We start from the raw sequence: 22,491 nt of genomic DNA, 5'->3' as shown, positions 1-22,491 counted from the left end.
GCTCGAATATTGTGTCAGACAGGCAGAATAAAGCGGGAGCGCTCTCCCGCAATAAGGGTTATTTGATTAGCTCGTTACCAGAGGCTGTAGCAGCTTCAAAATGGGATATATTACTGAGAGTCGTATCAGCGATATTACCTAAGGCTTCTTCGGTCAGGAAAGCCTGGTGTCCGGTAAACAGCACATTATGGCAAGCAGACAGGCGACGGAAAACGTCATCCTTGATGACGTCATTGGATTTGTCTTCAAAGAACAGATCTTTTTCGTTCTCGTAAACATCAATACCGAGCGAGCCGATTTTGCTATTTTTTAGTGCTTCAATGGCATCTTTGGAGTTCAGCAGTTCACCGCGGCTGGTATTGATGATCATCACGCCATCGCGCATCTTGTCAAAGGCTTCTGCATTGAGCATATGATGGTTTTCCTGTGTCATTGGGCAATGCAGGGTGATCACATCGGCGTGTTGGTAAATGTCATCCAAAGAGGTATAGGTGACACCAAGTTCTAGGGCAATCGGGTTTTCATACGGGTCGTAGGCCAGAATGTTCATTCCTAGCCCTTTGAGAATACGGATTGTGGCAATGCCAATTTTACCGGTACCAATTACCCCGACGGTTTTACCATGAAAGTTAAAACCAGTGAGCCCCTCGAGCGAGAAATTAGCATCACGGGTGCGCTGATAGGCTCGGTGTATTCTACGGTTTAAGCTCAGCATCAGGCCAAGGGTATGCTCGGCTATCGCTTCTGGCGAGTAGGCCGGTACACGGACGACTTGAATGCCCAGCGACCTGGCAGCTTCAAGGTCAACTTTATCAAAGCCGGCACAACGCATGGCGATCAGGCGAACATTGTTGTTGGCAAGTTCTTCGAGAACCGGCTGACTAAGATCATCGTTCACAAAAGCACAAATAGCATCAAACCCATATGCCATGCGGGCTGTTTGCTCAGTGAGGCGAAAGTCAAAAAAAGCTAATTCATGCTGGAAGTGGGTATTGATGAGCTCGAAGGATTTTTGATCGTACTTCTTGGTGCTAAAGACTGCTACTTTCATAAGTCACCTTTTCGGAGAACTGATTATGTGATGAACATAACACTTTTCTATTTCCCCGAAAAGGTTTGTATGACAATTATATGTCTGACAGTGTCAAGCGCTTGTCACTGAGTGCGGTCATGATTCTACTGGTGTCTAGCACCCTAGCCCAAGGCATTAATTCTTTCTCATTATCAATGATATATGTTGTTAGTTGGTCGATTGCAATGTCTTTGAGCTGGTCGCCATCCCACGGTTTGGAGATGTAGTAGTCCAAGCTGGCATTATTGACAGCCTGAACAGTTTCTTCCAATCCGGCTTGTCCGGTCAGCAGGACTTTGCGTGCGCGAGTCGTTTCTGATTGATGCTGTAGCTCGATGAGAAAATCAATCCCAGTTTCACCTGGCATAATATGATCACAAAGGATCAAAGCGAGGGGGATATGATCTGCAATTGCATCGGCGAGTACTTCCTTGGCTTCATCGACAGATTCGGCAGCTTCAAGGATAAAATTCTCTTCAAGGCTGCTAAGATCGTGCAATACACTGTCGAGGACTTCTCTTTCATCATCAACGCATAAGATGAGATATTTGTTCATATGGCCTCCTTTTAAGGGTTCAGCGGAAGTGTCACAATCATCCGGGTAAACTCTCCGGGTTCTGATTCAACCCGAATTGTTCCGTCATGCTGGTGGATGATTTGCTGGCAAACCGACAAACCTATGCCTAGTCCGAAGTTGCCTTCACGTTTGGTGGTGTAATTAAGTTCGAATATTTGTTGTTGTTGTTCGACGGGGATCCCTTTGCCGTTGTCTTCAATCACGATATCAATTGCTTGCTGCTCTGAGCCCGGGGTGTAATGGGTAGAAATATGTATTTCTCCTGGTTCTTCAATGGCATCAAGGGCATTGGAAATCAGGTTGGTCCAGACTTGCTGGAGGGCAATAGGCTGGCAGTGCAGGGCAGGAAGATCCGTATATTCTTTGGTTACATGATGACGCTTCAGCCGATTTTCAAAAATAACCAGAGTATCTTCAAGGCCCTCGTGCAGATCAACGGTGTGGATTGTTTCGTCATCCTGGCGAGCATAGCTTTTCAGGCTTTTGACCAAATCCGCAATTCGTTGGGCACAGACGTTGATTGAACGAAGAAAATTACCCATTTGATAGTAATTGTCCCATTCTGCCATCACTGACTTGAGTTGAGGCTTTTGTGATAATAACCAGGTATCTAGGTGCTCGGAGTTATCAACTCCCATCTGTACCGCCTTGCGGGCGAGTTGGCGATCATCCAGCGTGGATTCAAGTCGTTTAGCACGCTGGCGGGTTTCAGACGTTGACAACGGCCGTGATTTCATCGCTTGCTGGAGAATAAAGTTACCCCGGGTCTGGTTTTCATGGCTTAGCTGCGAGTCTGTGAGCTTGCAAATGATTTGCTTGAGAGTATCGCTGCCGCGCAGGATCGCAGAAACAGGGTTGTTCAGTTCGTGGGCAACCCCGGCGACGAGTTGACCGAGCATGGCCATTTTCTCTTTCTCAACCAGTTGGTGGTAGGCGTCATCGAGTGATTTGAGAGTTTGTTGTAACCGCATTTCGGTTTGGATACTGCCTTGAAGGCGGCGGTTGAAATTGCGTAGTAACAGGTTGGTAAACAGCGGAAGGAGCTCACTGCGCGAATTCATCACTTTATTAAAGAGTTGCCGGTCGAGCTTGATGACATTGGTCGTGCCAAGAGTCACACCGGTCGAGAAAGAAGGCTCTCCGGTCACAAAAGACATACCACCGACCAGGTTCCCGGGGCCGACACGGACAACCTCATGCTTGCAGCCGTGTTCATCTTTTTTATACAGTGCGACTTCCCCTTGAGTGATAAACCACAGAAAGTCGTTTGCTTCTCCTTCCTTGGTTAGCAAGTGGTTTTCGCTATAGATCCGGCAGGCTCGGTCCTCATCGTTGCCGTCAAAGAAGTCATGTAGTGCATCGGCGACCTGGCGGGCAAGGCTGGCGTCATCCAGGTCGTTGGTATGCTGAATAAAACCGGAACGAAAGCTCGACATCTGCCTTTCTATATGGGCATTTAAGATTCGGCGGTGATCCAATATTTGGCTATAGCGCAGCCAGTCTTCCGCTGGATGTTTAAGAACAAAAGTCGTTAGCTCTTTCAGCAGGACCTGATGTAGCTCTTTTTTGTTCCAAGGCTTGGTAAGGCAGTAATGCAAGCGACCTTCATTGACCGCCTGCATGATGGCATCAAGTTGCGGCTTGTCATTCAGCAAAATGGAGCGAGCCTGGCTGGTTACAGGGTATTGATCGAGCTGAACTAAAAAATCTACGCCGTTGTCATTGCCGAGTTCGTTATCACAGATCACCAAAGCGACCCGTTGGTTGTTCTGCTCAATAAACTGCAGAGTGTCATGAGCTTCTTCGATACTGTAGGCATTACAGATGTCGAATAGGGCTGAAAATCCAGCCAAATCTCGGTTTAAGCGCTCAACGACTTCCGGATCGTCATCGAGACAGACAATGGCAAAACTGTTCACCCTCAAATTCCTATTTTATGATGTTATCACTTTAATTGTATAAGAAAGCACCACAAGAGACTGAGATACCGATTACAAACCTTTGGTATTAATAGACTATATGCAACGATTGTTCAGTTTGGTGTGATAAGCTTATAGCCAACTACCTTGAAGTCACTCGGGTAGACTTAATCATCTTTGGAAGCTGGGACACATAATGTTAAAAAAAATTGGTGCTGTTGGTGGTGCTGTGGCAATCGCACTATGCTGGCCATTTGCAACAGGGCAAATTGGTGAGCAAATTTATCTTGATACTGTTGGTAAGTATGAAAACCCTTACCTGACTATCAGCAGTGAAAGCTATGACCGAGGCTATATGACTTCGGATGCTGTGTCCCGAATTGAAATTAAAGATGACTGGAAGCCTGTTTTTGATGACGAAGGCTTACCTACCGTTTGGTATGTCCATCATAAAGTCAGTCACGGGTTTATGGGAGTAACCTCGACCAGCGAGCTGGTGCTGAATGAAGAATTACAACCCGTTGCCGATCAATTGTGGGGTAAAGGGATTTCTCCGATCAGTTTTACTACATCAACGGCTCTGACTCGTAAAACGGACTTTAATATTACGATTCACCCGTTGAACTTCAAAAATGATCAAGGTGCTCAGGCTGACATTAAAGCGTTTGTACTTGAAGGTACTGTTGATGCTAAAGGGGCCGGGGAATTCTATTATCAGTTGCCTGAGGCTACAGTAACCACGACAGCAGATGAAGCGATGGTGATGACCGGGCTTAAAGGTGGTGGTAAAGGTGTACTTGATGGCCAGTTCTGGATTGGTAGCCAGGATTTTACTCTCGAGCATGTCAGCTTCAAAGATTTGATTAACAAGAAAAGTGTCGAAGTCGACAATGTCGCTTTATCAATGAATAATGTGCTGACACAACCGGAGCAGTCGACTGACCAAACAGAGCAGGTACTTACCAATACCAATATGATGAGTATTGATAAGATTGTTTCGCTCGATGGCCACGAATACCGTAACTTTAATTTCAAAGTTGCTTTTTCGGACTTAAATTACCAGGCGATTAGCCGCCTCGGAAATATGGCAGATGATTTTGATCAGCAGATGAGCGAGCAGCAGGCCAAAGACGCTGCGCTGGCACTTGATTTGCTGGTTGCGAAAGGTGTGAAATTTACTATCGAAGATCTGAGTGTTCAGACGCCCAAGGGGGATGTGAAAAGTAATATCAACCTAGTGCTAGCCCCTGGAATTGCACGCGCATCTGAGAATATGGCTCAAATTGCTGAAAAGCTAACGGGTGACATTAATTTGGTTTTACCTATTGAGCTCGTTGAAGCCGATCCTGCACTGCTTGAAAAATCAACGATGATGGAGCAGGGAGGCATTGTCGAAAAAGATGCAGAAAACTATTCACTTCAGATGAAAATTGAAGGGGATAAGATCATTCTTGCCTCAGGCGATCAGCTACCTCTAGCTATGTTATTGATGTTATTTATGTAGCTTATTTAATAACTGAATATACCTATACCCAAACGAGCACCTTGAGGCCGTTTGGATATAAAGACCCGCATTTTCTAATGCGGGTTTTTTATGCCTGCGATCGATGCTGTTTCTTCATAGAACAAAACTATTGATGAAATTGCTTATTTCTATTTAGTATTTTCAAAGAAATCGACGACACTTAATTTAATGGAGCAGGTAGAAAAAGACGAAACAGCCTGTTTTCTTGCATTTATTATCACTTTAGGGGGATGCATGGAATCATTAAAAGTTAGAGATTATATGAATGCGCGCCCGGTTACATTTGATCCCAAGATGTCACTGTCTAAGGCTCTCGATAAATTATTGACCGCTAAGCAAATTGGTGGCCCCGTTATTGATGAAAATAGAAAAGTCGTGGGATTTTTATCTGAACAGGATATGATCCATAAATTATTGAAAGTTGGATACTACTGTCAGGATACCCACACCGTGGGTGAATGTATGCGACCGGATGTACTGACGGTAACACCTGATGATTCAATTATCGAATTGGCAGATACTATGTCGGGTCAGAAACCGAAGATTTATCCGGTTGTTGATCGTGGCCAGCTTGTTGGAGTTATTACCCGCCGGGATGTACTGCAGGCGATCAGTAACCAGATAGTCGATTGTTTCAAACATCCGGTATAAAACAAGCAACTAACGTATACCAGAAAAGGCGCTTTAAGCGCCTTTTTTATTGCGGGAAAATCTCAGATTTGATAGTTATACCGATTGGTATTAAGGGGAATGGATTCGCAGTGGCAGATTTAGAGCAAGAGAAAAAACACCAGCATAACCCCCACGCCAAGTTTGTCACAGGTTCGACGATGAAGCATATTGTGGTGATGTCGGGCACTGGAGCGATCGGTTTAATGGCGTTGTTTCTGGTGGACCTGCTCGACATGTTCTTCATCAGTTTGCTGGGTGAGATTGAACTGGCTGCGGCCATTGGGTTCGCCGGTACCATTGTCTTTTTTTCTACTTCAGTCTCCATAGGGACATCTATCGCGATGGGGGCGTTAGTTTCCCGTGCTCTGGGAGCAAGCAAGCGAGATAAAGCCCGGGTTATTACCGTCAACGTGATGATTTTTGCCTTTATCATTAGTGGGCTACTGGTTTCGTTGATGATCTGGCAGCTACCACACTTGTTGTCGGTGATCGGAGCGGAAGGTCGGGTAGCAGAAGCTGCCTCCGAGTATTTGATGATCTTACTGCCCAGCGCACCAATGATCGCCATATCTATGTCAGCCGGTGCGGCACTTCGTGGTGTGGGGGATGCAAGGCGCTCTATGGTAGCCACATTAATCGGTGGTGCAACTAATGCGGTTCTCGATCCTCTGTTTATTTTTGGCCTGTCAATGGGTGTACAGGGGGCGGCGATTGCCTCGGTTTTCGCCCGTTTGGCGGTTATGTGCTTCTCGTTGCACGCCGTGATTGTGCGCCATAACCTGGTTGCCAGACCCGCCCTCAAGCCTTTTCTTGCATCGTTGCTGCCTGTATCGGGAATTGCTTTTCCAGCAATTCTAACCAACACGGCTACGCCGATTGGCAACGCAATTGTCACCAGTAATATTGCGCAGTATGGCGAGAGCTTTGTTGCCGGTTATGCCGTGATCGGGCGTATCATGCCGGTTAGCTTCGCTCTGGTCTTTTCTTTATCTGGGGCTATTGGGCCTATTATCGGTCAGAATTTTGGTGCTGAACGCTGGGATCGGGTGTTACAGTCACTGCGTAATGCAATGTTGTTTGTTTCTCTCTATTGCGTGCTGGTTTCTATCATATTGTGGTCAGGTCAGAATAGTCTTATTTCCTTCTTTAGCTTGCAGGGAGATGCTGCTGAACTTGTTTCGATCTTTTGTTCGTTTGTCGCAATTACCTTCATTTTTAATGGGGCATTGTTCGTTGCCAATGCGGCATTTAATAATTTGAACCGCCCTACGTGGTCAACGGCACTGAATATGGGTAAAGCGACCATTGGTACCATTCCTTTTGTGATTGTCGGAGGTTATGTCGCCGGTGCTGGTGGGGTACTGATAGGCCAGGCAATAGGCTCGATTGTGTTTGGTATTCTGGGAACCGTAATGGTTACTCGACAGGTAAAAATTATGGCACGGGAACATGAGTTGAAGCAGGCAGAGCTCGAAGTGTTAGAACCGCATGTTCCGCTGACACCGTTCTGTTCGTCTCGAACTTATATGGGACAGGAAGATGCACTGGATGAGCAGCTGCTCCCTGAAACAAAATAGCGTTATAAGCGAAAATTCACTTTCTGGGCTGGTGATGGCCCAGTTGAAAAATTAGTTACATTTCACTTGTTTATTGATCCAATTCGAAGAAATCCCCCCTTATAGTTCGCATAATACATACCACTAAAGAGTTGTATACCCAAACGGTTCCATGGCACGGATCTCGGCTGCATTCTCGGTATCATCAGGGAGCTATATCGATGGCAGCATAGTAGAGCCGTTTGGGTATATACCTACCACGCAAGTAGGACATCTTGCAGTAGGACTTTATGTCTGTTGTCGTTTCTTCCGACTAATAAAAGCTTCGGAATATCACAAAGGATGAATACAGCCATGAGGGAACAATTTTTTTGTTTTAAGGGAATAACCACGTCATGCGTCAATACATAAGGTACATTGTACCGATTCTGATACCTCTCCTGATATTAATCTTGCCGGCGTCGGCATTTCCGGTCGAAGGTCTAACCGTGATCCAGCAGCGAGTGATAGCCATTTTCCTGCTTGCAGCTTTGTGCTGGGTATTGGAGCCTATCCCGATTTATGCCACCTCTGTGGTGATCATCGTACTGGAGCTGCTGCTACTGTCCAATAAGGGGCTCTATTTGTTCAGGCAGGCTGAGGGGCAGCCTCATTTCGGTGAATTACTGACGTATAGCGATATCATGGCGACGTTTGCCAGCCCAATTATCATGCTGTTCCTTGGTGGTTTCTTTCTCGCGATGGCAGCGACCAAATATCGTCTGGATGTGAACTTGGCGCGGGTGTTGCTGAAGCCATTTGGCACCCAGCCTAAGTACGTCATGTTCGGTTTGATGCTGATCACTGCAATCTTCTCTATGTTTATGTCGAATACCGCGACAACGGCGATGATGCTATCGATATTGGCACCCGTTATCGCGCTATTTGGAGCTAAAGACCCGGGTAAAATTGCCTTTGCGCTATGTATTCCGGTGGCAGCTAATATTGGCGGTATCGGCACCCCAATCGGAACACCACCGAATGCCATCGCCCTGAAGTACCTGACCGGCGAGAACCTGATCACCTTTGGCGAGTGGATGTTTTTCGGGGTGCCTTTCGTTGCCGTACTGCTGGTTTTCGCCTGGGTACTGATCAATATGCTGTATCCGGCCAAGCAGGAAAAAATCGAGCTGACAATCAAAGGTAAGTTTCTTAAAACGCCTAAGGCTATGACGGTTTACATTACTTTCGCCCTGACCATTATTCTGTGGTTGATGGGCTCATCGCATGGAATGAACTCCTATACCGTTGCACTCATCCCGGTGGCTGTTTTCTCCTTAACCGGCATTATCAACAAGGAAGATCTGAAAAAAATCTCCTGGGATGTACTCTGGCTAGTCTCTGGCGGTATTGCCCTGGGGTTGGCTCTCGACCAGACGGGCTTGGCGCGGCTGATGGTTCACAGCATTCCATTCGATAGCTATTCACCTTATATCGTTCTTGGCGGTTCAGCACTACTTTGCCTTCTGATGGCTAACTTTATGTCGCATACAGCTACAGCCAACTTACTGATGCCAATCATGGCGGCGCTGGGTACGTCAATGACATCTCTGGTTCCGCTTGGTGGTGAAATCACCCTGATTCTGGTAGTAACGTTCGCCGCATCGCTGGGCATGTCATTGCCAATTAGTACCCCGCCGAATGCACTGGCTCATGCAACAGGCCATGTCGAAAGCAACCAAATGGCACGCGTCGGCGTGATCATTGGTGTGGTGGGGGTGTTATTAAGCTTTGTCATGATCTGGGCATTACACCTCATTGATCATATTTGACAGGAAGCGGAGAACTAATGCATCAACCGAAAGCATTACAGCGCATCATTGATGTCTATTTTCGGGAACCCTCTCGAACTATTGCAGTTAAAGCTGGCACGCAGGTGCTCAAGCAGGATGGTTTTAACGATAAGTTGTACTGGGTGAAGAAGGGAGAGCTTTCTGGTTATCTTTATAACGAAAACAGTGGATTGACGGCAAAAGTATTTAGTGTCGAACAGGGCATGTTTTTCGGTGTGCACAGCTTTTTCGCCCAGACTTTGATGGCATCGACCACGGTTATCGCCGAGAAAGATAGCGAGTTAGCTTGGATTGACCTAGAAACTGAAGCGGTGGAGCCCGAAACATACGGCTCTTTCAGCGAACAGTTTATGCCTGTCATGGTACATGAACTGGCACAGCGTCAGATGCTTACCGGGATGCAGGCACTGGAGAAAGAGAAGGCATTGCAGAAGCTCTATGCTGCAGAGCAGATGACGACATTGGGTCAACTGGCGGCCGGTATTGCTCATGAACTGAACAATGCCGTCGGGGTACTGAGCAGCAAGACCGAAGGGCTACAGAATGCTATCTGCTATTTCTTGGAAGAAAACAAGCCAGAAGTCAGCCCCTATCTTGATCTTGGTATTTGTGACGGCCAGTCATCGACTTCTGCAGAAGTACGAAAACGCGCCAAAGAACTGCAGGAAAAGCATGATTTATGTCGTGACAAAGCCAGACAGCTTGCTCGTGCTCAACCGAAAGGAGAGATCCCGGATCACTGGCTCGAAAACCTTGATGAGGCATTGCAGTACTGGGATATGGGGCGCGATCTGCATGATATGCGCTTAGCGTCGAAGCATGCCGCCAGTATTGTGCGTTCGGTAAAGCAACTTGGCGGCACGGATAATGCTCGGCAGCCGGATCTCGATATCAACGATACGATCCATAAGTCGCTTTCGTTGCTGCAGAGCAATCTCCGTCGGGTCAATGTGGTCTTGCGTCCGGCAGTGCTACCAACAATGACTGCCAGTGCCACCGAGTTGGTGCAGGTGTGGGTGAACATTATCAAAAATGCCTGTGATGCGATGGAAGATACTTCCGAGCCGCAGATAGAGATTATCACCCGACATTCAAAAAACCGCTTGCTCATCACCATCAGTAATAATGGGCCGATGATTGATGAAGCCACGCGGAGAAAAGTTTTTCAGCCAAACTTCACCACCAAAAAAGGAGGGTTGTCGTTTGGTTTAGGACTGGGTCTGTCCATCGTTCAGCGCATTGTCCATAGCTATGGCGGGACGATTGCGCTAAAGAGCGACCCAGAGAAAACCAAATTTCGGATTAAATTGCCAATCGCGTAAGGGATGGTTATGGAAAAGCTAAATATCATCTGTGTAGATGACCAAAGGGAAGTTCTGAGTGCGGTACTGAAGGACTTGTCACCGCTGAATGATTTTTTTCATGTAGAAGATTGTGAATCGGCGGATGAAGCATTGGAACTGATGGACGAGCTGGATGCTGAAGGCGAGTTTGTTGCATTGGTGATCTCGGATCACGTGATGCCGGGGAAAACCGGTGTTGAGCTACTGACGGATATTTCTCAGGATCCACGGTTTGTGAAGACGAAAAAAGTATTGCTGACCGGTCAGGCGACCCACCAAGATACCATTGCGGCCATTAACCGCGCCCGTATCGAGAGCTACTTTGAAAAGCCATGGAAAGCTGATGCACTGCTAACTACGGCGCGCAGCCTGATCACCGAATATGTGTTCGATATGGGGCTCGATTACCAGCCTTGGACCGACATTCTGGATAACAGTGTGGTATTCAGACGCCTTCGCTAGTGCCTGACGCCACAACTTCAGTGTAAGTATGAATGCAGGGACGTTTCTTTCCTGCATTCCCTTTCGTTTTTCCGCAGTTATCTTCCATCCCGGCTCTAAAACTCTAACTCCCAGTACCAATAGTGATCAGATGACCTGTCTATTTGCTGTGCTTGCAAAGGCTTACTACTATCCAAACAGAGCAGGTTTGTAGGGCAACGAAGTTGCAAAGGAGGCTGTATGTTAGAAAATTATCTGGATATTCATCCGGAGGTAGCAACAGCCCTGAACCTAGATAAGCCTGTTGTTGCCCTTGAGTCGACCATCATTTCTCATGGCATGCCCTATCCTCGAAATGTCGATACTGCGCTCAAAGTGGAGCAGGCTGTCAGGGAAAATGGTGCCGTACCTGCAACGATTGGGATTGTAAAAGGTCGACCGAAAGTAGGTATGACCCCAAAGGAAATTGAATCTTTAGGCAAAGCGGGGCAACGGGTAATTAAAACCAGCCGCCGTGATATCCCATTTATTATTACGAGGAAGCTTGACGGAGCAACAACGGTTGCATCGACCATGATCCTGGCGGATATGGCAGGAATAAAGGTATTTGCCACCGGCGGTATTGGTGGTGTTCATCGTGGGGCTCAGCAAAGTTTTGATATCTCGGCAGATTTACTCGAATTGGCTCAGACCGACGTCGCCGTTGTCTGTGCGGGTATCAAATCGATTCTCGATATTGGCCTGACACTGGAATATCTGGAAACACAGGGCGTTCCGGTCGTCGGCTACCAAACGGAGATGTTACCGGCTTTTTATACCCAGGAGAGTGAGTATGGCGTTGATTATCAGCTTGATACACCCGAGCAGATTGCATCGGTAATGAAGACAAAGTGGAAGATGGGGCTGAAGGGGGGAATGGTTATTGCCAATCCGATACCGGTACAATATTCGATGAACAAGGTGGTGATTGATAGCGCCATTGCTGACGCATTGGATGAGATGGAGAAAAAAGGGATCAGCGGTAAGGCTTCAACGCCATTTTTATTGGCAAAAGTAGCCGAGAAAACGGCTGGAGAAAGCTTGAAATCAAATATTGGGCTAGTACTTAACAATGCGAAACTGGCTGCGCAGATTGCTGTGAATTACTCAAAATAAACAGTAATGCATAGCCTCTTTCCACTGTTGTCGAAATATTCTCCCGCCTCATGTATTTTTACTCTTTTCTCCCTTGACCTTAGACCCGACTCCAAGGTTTATAGTTAGTGTATTGGTCATACAAAGCATACCGAGGAGAGCGATCATGTGTGCACAATGCAATAATAAGAAACCACATATTCATTCCGTAAAACCCGCTACGGCATCAGCAACTTCAGTTAAGGTTGAGAGCGGCGCTACTCAGGGCTGTTGCAGTGCGACAACCTGCACTCATATTCAGTCGACAGAATCAGAAAATAACTGTGAGTCCGGCTCCGACGATGACCCCGCGGCCGGTCGACGTCTAATACATTCTTCATCAATTCTCGCTGATAGTGGGGTAAAACCTGCTGTATTCTCAATGACATCAGCATCCTCTGCTCTGCATTCAAAAAAAACGAAGCAATCTTTCAGCCATAGCCTTGATATGAATCACCAAGCGGCGCCTTCTGAGGAGGCGGCCAGTTGTTCAGGAAGTTGTTGCGAATCGGCAGTATTACTAGAAGACGAGCAGGCAGTCGAAGAGGCTTTGAACCAATCAACTCATAGCAAGACCTTGAGCTGGAAAGTACAGAATATGGATTGCCCTAGCTGCGCCAGTAAATTGGAAAAAGCCATATTCAGCATTGTGGGTATTGAAACTGCCAAAGTGATGTTTGCGACACAAAAACTGGTTGTTAGCTGTCGCTCCGAAGACATGGCTGCAACAATTGAACAAAAAGCGAAACAAACAGGATTCCCTTTGGTTTCAGCGCGCAGCAAAGACAGTGAAACGGAAGGAAAGAGCCTTCTACAGCAGAATACTCCCGTCATTATCATCGCATTGATGATGCTGCTGTCTTTCTTGGTAAGCCGGAGTTCGGAAACCTACGGTCTGATTGCATTCACCTTGACGACTCTGCTAGGTCTGCTTCCTATTGTAAAAAAAGCCATTGCGCTTGCTAAAGGTGGAACCCCGTTTTCTATCGAAACCTTGATGAGCGTGGCGGCTATTGGCGCATTGTATCTGGGCGAAACCGCCGAAGCGGCAATGGTCTTATTGCTATTTTTAATTGGTGAACAGCTTGAAGGATATGCCTCCTCCCGTGCCCGGAGTGGTGTTAAGGCCTTAATGGATCTTGTTCCTGAACAGGCAACGGTTATCCATCTTGATGGCAGTAAAACAAAGGTTGCAGCCGAAGATCTTAAGAAAGGAGACATTATTGAGGTTGCACCGGGCGGGCGTTTACCGGCGGACGCGGAATTGCTCAATACCATTGCCAGTTTTGATGAAAGTGCGTTGACCGGTGAATCGGTGCCTGTCGAGCGCCAGCCTGGTGAGCAGGTTATGGCTGGATCCTTGGTCTCGGATAAGGTTGTTCGCCTGAAGATTGTGTCAGAGCAAGGTGAGAACGCCATTGATAGGATTTTGCACCTTATTGAAGATGCAGAGTCCCGCAAAGCTCCGCTAGAACGATTCATGGATCGGTTTAGTCGCTGGTACACTCCGGCGATGATTGTGTTGGCTGCGCTTGTTATCGTCGTGCCGCCTCTGATGTTTGCCCAATCATGGGATGAATGGATTTATAAAGGGTTGACGCTATTGTTGATTGCCTGCCCTTGTGCGCTGGTGATTTCAATACCGGCGGCGATCACTTCGGGACTGGCTGCTGCAGCACGTCGAGGTGCACTGATCAAAGGTGGCGCAACATTAGAGCAGCTCGGCCATATAGAAATGATTGCGTTTGATAAGACCGGTACTCTGACTCAGGGTAAACCTGTAATGACCGATATTGTTAGCTGGGATGGGGACAATAACAAATTACTCCGACAGTCAGCTGCAGTAGAGGCTGGTTCTTTGCACCCGTTAGCTCAGGCCGTCGTCAAGGCTGCCGAGCAGCGTGGTTGGCCGGTAACTGAAGCGGAAGATCGCGAAGCGTTACCAGGACGAGGTATCCAAGGTGTGGTTGATGGCGATACCCTGTTGCTTGCGGCGGCTGATCGTTTGCCAGAATCTGTTGTCCTGAGTGAAGAGCAGCAATCTGATGCTCACCACCTTGAAAGCGAAGGTAAAACATTGGTTGTTGCTGTTAGAAATGGCCTGCCGGTGGGAATGATAGCCTGGCGCGATAACCTTCGTGACGATACCCCAAAAGCAATAAAGAGCCTCAAGGCAATGGGAATCCAGTCTGTGATGCTGACTGGGGACAACCCGAGAGCCGCTGCGGCCATTGCCAAAGAGATCGATATCGACTACCGGGCAGGCTTGCTTCCGGCAGATAAAGTCTCCGAGGTTGAACGGGCTAACCTGAATGCAAAAGTGGCAATGGTTGGTGATGGAATTAACGATGCGCCAGCAATGAAGACGGCTTCTGTAGGGATTGCTATGGGAGGCGGTGCGGATGTTGCGCTTGAAACAGCAGATGCAGCATTGACGCATAACCGAGTGTCCGAGCTGCCGACTATGATAGCCCTATCAAGAGCGACTTTAGTAAACATCCGCCAAAATATCTTTTTGGCGCTGGGACTTAAAGGCGTGTTCTTGGTGACTACCTTGTTTGGTCTAACCGGTTTATGGGTGGCGGTACTGGCTGATAGCGGAGCGACAGCCTTAGTGACGCTTAATGCGCTTAGACTATTGCGCTTCAAAGCCAAAACAGAAGAATAGTGGTCAAAAAGCGGTCGTAAATGGCAAAAAGAGCACCACCAAAGTGGTGCTCTTTTTGTCTTTGTTTTTGTGATACAGAGCATAAGTAATCGATTTTCTGTGATCTACCTCTCTCTTTTGTGAGAAATGAAATTAAGTGTATTTTGATCAATGTGATTACCGTCACTAAAAACTGTGATTCTATCAGCTATCGTTAACGGGTGTTCTGAGAGTACTTATTGCTGAGTACTGCCAAAACAATGATTAATTTTGATGAATAGCCGCTGGCCTCAAACTTCCCTAACGAAGCGGCATACTATAAAAAGGATATGATTATGTCTGACAACACAGTTTTCCATTTAGGCGTAAACAAAGCAGATCTTAACGGCGCAGAGCTAGCAATTATTCCAGGTGATCCAGCACGAGTTGAAAAAATTGCCAACCTAATGGATGAGCCAGAGTTCCTAGCAAGTGCACGTGAATACACTGTTTACCGCGCAAAGCTAGATGGTAAATCTGTTGTTGTTTGTTCTACTGGTATCGGTGGTCCGTCAACATCTATCGCCGTAGAAGAGCTGGCTCAGCTAGGTGTTCATACTTTCCTACGTGTAGGTACAACAGGTGCAATCCAGCCACACATCAATGTGGGTGACATGATCGTATCGACAGGTTCAGTACGTCTAGATGGTGCAAGCCTACACTTTGCTCCAATGGAGTTCCCAGCAGTTGCAGACTTCAGCGTAGCAACAGCAATGAAAGCAGCTTGTGATGCAGACGGCGCGACAGTACACACAGGTGTAACAGCGTCTTCAGATACTTTCTACCCAGGCCAGGAGCGTTACGACACATTCTCTGGCCGCGTAGTACGACGTTTCCAAGGTTCAATGAAAGAATGGCAGGAAATGGGCGTTCTTAACTTTGAAATGGAATCAGCAACACTACTAACCATGTGTGCAAGCTCAGGTCTACGTGCTGGTTGTGTTGCAGGTGTCATCATCAACCGTACTCAGAAAGAAATCCCAGATCACGCGACATTGAAAGAAACTGAAGCGCGTTCTATTAAGGTGGTAGTTGAAGCAGCTCGCCGTATGCTAGCCGAGTAACTGTTACCACTGGTTATTTGCCTCAATCTCATTATCGGGAATGCTCATTTATGGTTATAAACTCCGCGTTCCCTCTTCGAGCTTGAGGCAAATTCCTGCGTGCTAGCGAGCTACTACTTCTTAAACCGATGCCTAGGCATCGGTTTTTTATTGCCTGGGATTTTAGCGTTGGAAGTGCTCATTGATTATCATCAACAGCGCGCTTCCGCCTCGTTCTCCAATAAAATCTCGTCGAGTTTGTATACCATTAACTTTTCTAACCGATGCTCAGGCATCGGCTTTTTATTGTCTGGGTTTTAACGTTGGCAATACTTATTGCACATCATTAACTGCGAGCTGTAGCTTTGTTCTTAAATTTTTCTATTCGACTTATTGTTATTGATGCTTATCTGGTTTGCTTCTATTTGTTTTAACCAATAGATATGGTTGATGTATGAGTTTAGCTTGGATGAAACTATTGGATCTAGCAGTCTCAATTACATTGATATAGCTCTCATTTTTGCCACTTAATCTTTCTACATATTTATTCTCATCCTCTACGTTTTGTTCCCATGTCTGTTTTTTGTGCTTGTTATTGTAACGCACGAGACTTTGAAGAAACCTTGTTTGCATAGCTGTTACATTATTTTTAGTAAAATGTATATTCGAGGTCTTGGTGAGATGATTCTGATTTATTTTCTGTGATGCTACACGAAAAAATTAGTGGCTAAAATTTAGTTTAAAGATGATTAATGTAACGAATGAATTTTTTATACACCTGTTTTACATCGAGGTTTTATTGATTTTTATATTATTGATTACAAAGAGTATGTGATGTTGATTCAAGGATGATTTATGCAAATGAGTGAGATTGAATAAATACTGAATGAGTATATAAATGTTAAAAACATAATTGATTTAGTGAAAAATAAAACCGTGATAGCGATCTATTTTACTTAAACTTTTACCTCATATTATCTCCCTCGTTTTACAAGCCATGAAACTTAGGCAGTGGCATACAAATACCCGTGCATCACGACAAACAATCCAGACACGGGAATACAAAGATAATAATGGGGGAACACCAATGACATTTCGCAAAACGCTCTTAGCCGTTTTAATCGGTTCGACTGTGGTCCTTGCTGGCTGTAACAGCAGCAGTAGCAGTAGTAACGACGGTAAAACCATCGAACTTCCAACGCCTCCCGTAAGTGATTTCATCAATGTGATTGACCGTGCTGGTAACCCTGAATACCTACGCGATTATGATGAGTACAGTAACCTGAAATATAACGCATTTGTTGATAACGGTGCTTGGCATGGCCATCTGCTTCCTGCTGATTCCGACGGTTACGGGGCTTTTGGTGGCATCATGCAGGTGACGCAAGAGTATGCCCACTTTATGTCGAATCAGGAGTTCGACAAGCTTCACCTCGTTGATCAAACCACAGGCCAGACGATTGACCTGTCAGCGGCTGAGGCAACTGTCTACAGTACTCCTGGCTCATTGGTCCAGGTTCTGAAGACTGACATGGTTAATGTTCAAATGGTTTTGCGTTTTGTCACTGACCGCACGTCATTGGTTGAGACTCAAATTACAAACCTGACAGAACAGGATATGGATCTGCAGCTCGTCTGGGATGGTGAGTTACTGCAAAATGCATTATTGAATGACAAGCTCGAAGCTAAATCTGTCGATGAGATGTATCCAAAATACAATCGTCAGATCAGCGCCCTTCATAATGGTATCAAAATTAATTTCGGTGATATGAAAGGAAACTGGGCAATTCGAAATGATGCCGATGCCGAATTCCGTATCGAACGTTCTATTGATACTGATACGGTTGCAAAAGATACCTCATTTGAATCTGTTGGTGAAATGTCAGTGGCAGCTGAAGATACCGCGACTATCTATACCACTTATTCAAACCTTCATAACTTTAAAGAAGTACAGACAGAAAGAGAGAAAGTTGCTGATATCTTGGCACACCCGCAGCGATATATGGAACAAGCCCAGCAGCGCTGGGATGGTTACCTGGCGAAAGGGATCACCAACAACCAGGCAACACCGGAGCAGGCTCGCGTAGGGGTGAAATCTATCATGACCCTAAACGGTAACTGGCGTTCGGCTGCCGGTGACATCGAGCAGGCGACGGTGACGCCGTCTGTGACTGCTCGTTACTTCTCAGGGAATCTGACTTGGCCGTGGGATACGTGGAAACAAGCTTATGCCATGGCGCACTTTAACCCAGATGTGGCGATGGATAACATTCGTACTGTCTTCCAATTCCAAGTGCAGGCTGATGACGTGATTCGTCCGCAAGACAAAGGCTACTTGCTGGATGTGGTGACATACACCAAACCAGAAAGCCGTGGTGGTGCAGGTTCAGAGAACTGGAATGAGCGTAATACCAAACCATCACTGGCTGCATGGTCAGTCATGGAGGTATATAACGCCCTGAGGAACGAATTTGATCGTCCGGCCGATGCTCAGGCATGGATTGATGAAATGTATCCACATTTGGTTGCGTATCACGATTGGTGGCTGGCTAACCGTGATCATAATGGCAATGGGGTGCCAGAGTATGGCGCGGCGGTGGATCCGATGCATAATACCGATGATGGTCATATGTACGTATGGGTGAAGTCGGCAAGTGATTTGACTGAAAATACCGATCTGGATCAAACCATTGATGGTGTTCCTGCGGTCATTAAAGACCCTAAAAACGAAGATTGGTACCAGGTTGTCGGCATGAAGAACTACAACACGGTACTGGATAAGATCACCTATGAAGCGTTGCACGTAGGTTCGCAAGAAGCGGCCGGCTGGGAATCGGGCATGGATAACGCCGCCCGCTTTGGTTTTATTAACTCTGAGCAGTTAGCGCAATATGCCTTAGACACCAATCAAACGGTTGAAGAAGCGAAAAAAGACTGGGAAGTCCGCTTTGCAGAAAACCGTTCGGCTGAAGATGAGTTGCTTGGATTCTCCATGCTGCAGGAGTCAGTCGATCAGGCCTCTTACATGTACTCGGATAACAAATACCTGGCAGAGCTGGCTAAGTTAGTATCAGAGGGGACTAAAGGTAAAGATCGTGGCCAGGAATTCCTGACTGGCGCAGAAAAAATCAAAGATTATATTAATACTTGTATGTTTGACTCTGAGACCAACTTCTATTACGACATCCATATGAATGTTGAAGCGGATGGTACGACACCTAAGCCTTTGGCTAACGGCTGTGCTGGACTACCAATTAAAGAGCGGGGCCGAGGCCCAGAAGGTTGGGGGCCATTATTCAACGGCGCAGCGACACAAGAACATGCTGATAAAGTTGTCGCAACTATGATGGATCAGGATGAGTTCAATACTTCTGAGAAGTACCTTGGTGAAGGGATTTCGTTGCCAACAGCATCGCAATCGAACCCCGCTTATGATGCCGATATCTACTGGCGTGGCCGAGTCTGGCTGGATCAGTTCTATTTCGGAGTGCGGGCAATGGAAGAGTATGGTTATGGTCCCGAGGCAATCCATATGGCCAATGAGCTATTTGCCAATGCGGAAGGAATGACAGGGAACGGCGCGATTCGCGAGAATTATAACCCGGAAACCGGAGCGGTACAGGGGGCGACAAACTTCTCCTGGAGCTCAGCCCACATGTATATGCTATACCGTGAATTTTTCAAGTAAGACAGAGCGCTATACATAATACAGCAATACAAAACGCCACCGTGATCGGTGGCGTTTTTGTTGGTTTAGCTAGATATAACTAGTCATTGATGAACTATGCATGAATGTTGCGTTGATCATAATTTAAACAAAAGAGTGGCAGCTTAATTTGTATTGCATAAATGCTGTGTATATATTTTAAGCACATACCGACGGTCGGTCGGTTGTGTGTTTATTGAACGATTGCAGAGAAAAGTCCTATGGCCAGAGTTGTAAAAGCCCCAGAGGAGCGACGTAGTGAATTTATCGTAGCCGCGCAGAGCCTGTTCTACACCAAAGGGTATGAGAGCACATCCGTTAATGACCTGATCACTGCCGTTGGAGTCTCAAAAGGGGCTTTTTATCATTATTTCGATTCAAAGCAGGCGGTTCTTGAGGCTCTGGTTGATGACATGCTGTCGGATTACCGCCAGCTGGTGGGGGGGCTTGTTACTGATCCTAAATTAGATGCAATCAGTAAATGGAACCGGCTGCTTGAGATAACCAATAACTGGAAGATTGAACAGAAAGAGGGGCTGCTTAGCTTTACCAAAATTATCAATATGGAAGAGAACTTGACGCTTAAGCATAAGCTGAAGACTAAAAGCATCAAGCTACTTGTTGTCGATTATGCCGCGATTATTGAGCAAGGGATTAATGAAGGTGTGTTTGATGTCGAGTCTCCTGTTGTTGTCGCAGAGTTGGTGGTTACGGTGTTGCAGGCATTTTCTGAAGGGCTCACGGATTTGTTGCTCAATCAAGAGGGATATGAGCAACCGCTGCAGTGCGCAATAACCAAGCTTAGGACGACACAAGCCTCGGTAGAGCGGATCCTAGGAGCACCTGCTGGTTCGTTATTGCTGATTGAGCCAGAAACGTTATCAGCTTGGTTTGAGTAAGCGCCCGATTTGCATCGTAACCTTTACTGAGGGAGAGATTATGCGTGTTTTATCCACTATCGTACTTTGTTTGATAGGCATGTTTTCAGTATCGCTCTACGCACAGACGGCGACCGATATCGTAAGAAAATCGGATCTGCAGATGCGCGGAGATTCCAGCTATTCCGAAGCAACCATGAAGATCATCCGTCCAACCTGGACTCGCTCGATGAGTATGAAAAGCTGGACCAAAGGGCTGGATTTATCCTTGGTGTTGGTGACAGCACCGGCAAAAGACAAGGGGAGTGCCTCACTCAAGCGTTACCGTGAAATGTGGAACTGGATCCCAAGTATCGAAAGAGTGGTAAAAATAGCCCCCTCGATGTTAAGCCAGTCATGGATGGGCTCAGATTTCACCAATGATGATTTGATCAACCAATCTTCTATTGTGGTTGACTACCGGCATCAGATGGTTGGTAAGGAAACGTTTGATAATGATCCTGCCTGGGTGATTGATGCTTATGCCAAGCCTAATGCGCCGGTAGTATGGAATAAAGTGCGGTTGTGGATTTCCCAGAAAACCTATCTGCAACGCAAGGTCGAGTTCTATGATGAGTTTGATGAACTGGTTAACACCATGACAACTTACGATGTGAAAATCCTTGGTGGGCGCCAACTTGCAACGAGAATGGAGATGATCCCAGCGGATAAACCCGGAAACAAAACCCAGATAGTCACTCACCAGGCCCAATTCGACTTTGACATCAAAGACAGCTTTTTCTCTCAAAGTCAGATGAAAGCATTGCGCGACTAAGCTTGCTCGGCACGTGGAGTCTATATGTTAGTGAAATTAGCTTGGAGAAATTTGTGGCGTCAAAAACGTCGGACGATCCTGACAGCGTCGGCATTGGCACTGGCGTTGGCTTTGTCGTTATTTATGCGTTGTCTTCAAGAAGGGAGCTATGCCAACAATATTGAGAATGCGGCCCGTTTCTATACCGGGCTGCTGCAGATTCAGCATCCTGAATTTTCCGAAAGCCAGAGCATTGATGATTTACTGCCCCTGAGTGAACCGTTTATTGCACCTGCTAAGAACCACCCGAACATCAAGCGGATTTTACCCCGTGTAGAGTCCTTTGCGTTAGCGGCTGCGGGGGATAAGTCGAAAGGGGTCATGGTGATGGGGGTGATGCCCGAACAGGAAAATGACTATTCGGGGATTGCCGACAAGCTGAGTGAGGGGGAATTTCTGACTGCCGATGATCAGCAGGTTTTGATTGGTGAAGGCCTGGCCCGTTTTCTCGAGTTGCAAGTCGGGGATGAAATTATTCTTTATGGCCAGGGCTATCGGGGGCAGACAGCTGCCGGTCTGTATCGCATCAAGGGAATTTTGGATTTTCCGATGCCCCAGCTTGATAACCAGTTGGTATATATGCCGTTGGCTTTGGCCCAGACACTTTATAGCTCCGGGTCGCAGGTAACGGCCTGGGTGCTGCATACCAATGTGTTGTCTGACCTTCCCCAGACATTGGCAGAGCTCGCTGAAGGTTATAACGGGCAGGCGCGTGTACGTGACTGGCAGGACTTGTCTCCGGAGATGGCGCAGCAAATTGTGATGGATAAAGTCGGCGGTATTATCATGATGTATCTGCTCTATGGCGTAGTGGGTTTTGGTCTGTTTGCCACGCTATTGATGATGACACTAGAGCGGCAGCGTGAATTCGGTGTCATGCTGGCTACAGGGCTGTTACGACGAAAGCTGCTTGTGCTTATCAGTATTGAATCGATGTTTATCGCAATGTTTGGTGTGGCTATCGGGCTGGTTATTTCAGCGCCGGTTTTAACTTGGTTTTACTTTAATCCGATAGAGCTCACAGGCGAGACAGCCGAGATGATCCTGGAGATGGGGTGGGATCCTGTTCTCCCTGTGTTGCTTGAGCCCTGGTTGTTCATCAACCAGATTGTGATCGTCTTGGCTCTGCTGGTTCTTTGCATGATCTATCCGATGTGGCGGGTATACCGCCTGGATTTAGTCAGTGCGCTGAAAGGAGGTGGCCATGCAGGTTAA

Annotated in this window: 16 protein-coding genes; 13 read left to right on the top strand and 3 right to left on the bottom strand. The window is 46.7% G+C overall.

From position 1 onward, the window contains the following. Positions 1–58: 58 nt before the first annotated feature. From MD588_RS18610 to MD588_RS18600, 3 genes are all read right to left on the bottom strand, one after another. On the bottom strand, positions 59–1,051 hold the full coding sequence (locus MD588_RS18610; RefSeq protein ID WP_265699104.1) for a 2-hydroxyacid dehydrogenase: 993 nt from the start codon (positions 1,049–1,051) through the stop codon (positions 59–61). 76 nt (positions 1,052–1,127) lie between these two features. Then, a complete protein-coding gene (locus MD588_RS18605; protein ID WP_265699103.1) occupies positions 1,128–1,628 on the bottom strand; it encodes a response regulator in 501 nt (166 codons plus the stop codon). Between the two features lie 11 nt (positions 1,629–1,639). After that, positions 1,640–3,568, bottom strand: a complete 1,929-nt coding sequence (locus MD588_RS18600) for an ATP-binding protein (protein ID WP_265699102.1) — start codon at positions 3,566–3,568, stop codon at positions 1,640–1,642. A gap of 196 nt (positions 3,569–3,764) precedes the next feature. Here MD588_RS18600 and MD588_RS18595 point away from each other — a divergent pair, with 196 nt between their 5' ends. The 13 genes from MD588_RS18595 (at position 3,765) to MD588_RS18535 (ending at position 22,491) form a co-directional block, all read left to right on the top strand. Further along, positions 3,765–5,072, top strand: a complete 1,308-nt coding sequence (locus MD588_RS18595; protein WP_265699101.1) for a DUF945 family protein — start codon at positions 3,765–3,767, stop codon at positions 5,070–5,072. Positions 5,073–5,327: 255 nt separating this feature from the next. After that, complete coding sequence (locus MD588_RS18590) at positions 5,328–5,744, top strand: CBS domain-containing protein (RefSeq protein ID WP_265699100.1); 417 nt, start codon at positions 5,328–5,330, stop codon at positions 5,742–5,744. A gap of 197 nt (positions 5,745–5,941) precedes the next feature. Next, positions 5,942–7,342, top strand: coding sequence for an MATE family efflux transporter (locus tag MD588_RS18585; RefSeq protein WP_265699173.1), 1,401 nt, complete (start codon positions 5,942–5,944; stop codon positions 7,340–7,342). A gap of 374 nt (positions 7,343–7,716) precedes the next feature. Then, on the top strand, positions 7,717–9,132 hold the full coding sequence (locus MD588_RS18580; RefSeq protein WP_265699098.1) for an SLC13 family permease: 1,416 nt from the start codon (positions 7,717–7,719) through the stop codon (positions 9,130–9,132). Positions 9,133–9,149: 17 nt separating this feature from the next. Further along, on the top strand, positions 9,150–10,475 hold the full coding sequence (locus MD588_RS18575; protein WP_265699097.1) for an ATP-binding protein: 1,326 nt from the start codon (positions 9,150–9,152) through the stop codon (positions 10,473–10,475). 9 nt (positions 10,476–10,484) lie between these two features. Next, positions 10,485–10,958: a response regulator gene (locus MD588_RS18570; RefSeq protein WP_265699095.1), complete on the top strand. Its 474-nt coding sequence runs from the start codon at positions 10,485–10,487 to the stop codon at positions 10,956–10,958. Positions 10,959–11,177: 219 nt separating this feature from the next. Beyond that, positions 11,178–12,092, top strand: coding sequence for a pseudouridine-5'-phosphate glycosidase (locus tag MD588_RS18565; protein WP_265699093.1), 915 nt, complete (start codon positions 11,178–11,180; stop codon positions 12,090–12,092). A 145-nt stretch (positions 12,093–12,237) separates the two neighbouring features. Next, positions 12,238–14,778: a zinc/cadmium/mercury/lead-transporting ATPase gene (locus MD588_RS18560; protein WP_265699092.1), complete on the top strand. Its 2,541-nt coding sequence runs from the start codon at positions 12,238–12,240 to the stop codon at positions 14,776–14,778. Between the two features lie 314 nt (positions 14,779–15,092). Continuing rightward, entirely contained in the window at positions 15,093–15,860 is a 768-nt protein-coding gene (udp, locus tag MD588_RS18555; RefSeq protein WP_265699091.1) for a uridine phosphorylase, read from the top strand. A 1,066-nt stretch (positions 15,861–16,926) separates the two neighbouring features. Continuing rightward, entirely contained in the window at positions 16,927–19,527 is a 2,601-nt protein-coding gene (ygjK, locus tag MD588_RS18550) for an alpha-glucosidase (protein ID WP_265699090.1), read from the top strand. Between the two features lie 239 nt (positions 19,528–19,766). After that, positions 19,767–20,444: a TetR/AcrR family transcriptional regulator gene (locus MD588_RS18545; protein WP_265699089.1), complete on the top strand. Its 678-nt coding sequence runs from the start codon at positions 19,767–19,769 to the stop codon at positions 20,442–20,444. 40 nt (positions 20,445–20,484) lie between these two features. After that, on the top strand, positions 20,485–21,237 hold the full coding sequence (locus MD588_RS18540; RefSeq protein WP_265699088.1) for an outer membrane lipoprotein-sorting protein: 753 nt from the start codon (positions 20,485–20,487) through the stop codon (positions 21,235–21,237). 24 nt (positions 21,238–21,261) lie between these two features. Continuing rightward, complete coding sequence (locus MD588_RS18535) at positions 21,262–22,491, top strand: ABC transporter permease (RefSeq protein WP_265699087.1); 1,230 nt, start codon at positions 21,262–21,264, stop codon at positions 22,489–22,491.

This window comes from Photobacterium obscurum (assembly GCF_026191635.1).
Taxonomy (GTDB): Bacteria; Pseudomonadota; Gammaproteobacteria; order Enterobacterales; family Vibrionaceae; genus Photobacterium; species Photobacterium obscurum.
Note: the sequence above shows the minus strand (reverse complement) of the source record. Positions and strands in the feature narration are given on the sequence as shown.